The sequence below is a fragment of the Bacillus sp. FJAT-27001 genome (genome assembly GCF_019039175.1).
In the GTDB taxonomy this organism is placed as follows: domain Bacteria; phylum Bacillota; class Bacilli; order Bacillales; family Bacillaceae; genus Bacillus; species Bacillus velezensis.
In genome coordinates this window covers 1-1,073 of the sequence record NZ_JAHOAA010000019.1, presented here as the reverse complement: position 1 = coordinate 1,073, position 1,073 = coordinate 1, and the positions used below count along the sequence as shown (strand labels likewise).

At 41.2% G+C, this 1,073-nt stretch carries 5 tRNA genes; all 5 read right to left on the bottom strand.

The annotated features are described in order from the left end of the window. Positions 1-192 precede the first annotated feature (192 nt). Positions 193-269 (bottom strand) — tRNA-Pro (locus tag BGM27_RS20440). Between the two features lie 16 nt (positions 270-285). Beyond that, positions 286-362, bottom strand: a tRNA-Arg gene (locus BGM27_RS20435). Between the two features lie 32 nt (positions 363-394). Beyond that, positions 395-469: transfer RNA gene (locus BGM27_RS20430), tRNA-Gly, on the bottom strand. A gap of 344 nt (positions 470-813) precedes the next feature. Further along, positions 814-886, bottom strand: a tRNA-Thr gene (locus BGM27_RS20425). Positions 887-888: 2 nt separating this feature from the next. Beyond that, positions 889-963 (bottom strand) — tRNA-Asn (locus tag BGM27_RS20420). Between the last annotated feature and the right edge of the window lie 110 nt (positions 964-1,073).

The window sequence follows — 1,073 nt, the reverse complement described above, 5'->3', positions numbered from 1 at the left end:
GCTTTATTATCTTACCACTCAGCTTCTTTTATGTCAACAACTTTTTTTACGTTGTTTCCGAAGCTTTTCGTTGTTGTCTGCTGTTCATCAGCGACGTTTAACAATATACCACGGTGTCTCTCTATAAATCAAGCATTTTTTTAAAAAAAGAGAAAAAAAGAAAACCAGTATATTATCTTTAAAGTTTGAGAATGGTCGGGAAGACAGGATTCGAACCTGCGACCCCATGGTCCCAAACCATGTGCTCTACCAAGCTGAGCTACTTCCCGATTTTTAAATATATTATGGCGCGCCCGAGAGGAGTCGAACCCCTAACCTTTTGATCCGTAGTCAAACGCTCTATCCAATTGAGCTACGGGCGCAATCAATTTCACAATATCCCGTTGGGATAAAATGGAGCGGAAGACGGGATTCGAACCCGCGACCCCCACCTTGGCAAGGTGATGTTCTACCACTGAACTACTTCCGCAAGTAAAAATGTAATGTACAGCCAGAATACAGCATCAGATAACCCAAAAACTGTATTGTTATTTATTCAGTAAAACTCCAAACGGTATAACCCGCAGATTAATCTAAAGCATACTGTTCATTATGACAAAAGTAATTATATCAAGGTTTTGATAAAAGTCAATACCGATTAACAATTAATTATGTTAATCTCTTTTGCACCCTTGAAGAAAGGCTTCATCAGAAGACGCGCTAAATACCTATACCTTAACTGGTACAATCAGTAACAGATTTTTACTGAACTGAACAAAAAAAATAACAGTTCCATAACAAGCGGAAACTGCTTCAGATCAACGTATTTAGATAAGCTTCCAAGCGGGCTCGAACCGCTGACCTCTTCCTTACCATGGAAGTGCTCTACCTGCTGAGCTATGGAAGCAATGGCTCCGCAGGTAGGACTCGAACCTACGACCGATCGGTTAACAGCCGATAGCTCTACCACTGAGCTACTGCGGAATATTATAAGCTTCATAAACAAAAACATGGTAGATAAAATAAAAAAGCTTGGCGGCGTCCTACTCTCACAGGGGGAAACCCCCGACTACCATCGGCGCTGAAGAGCTTAA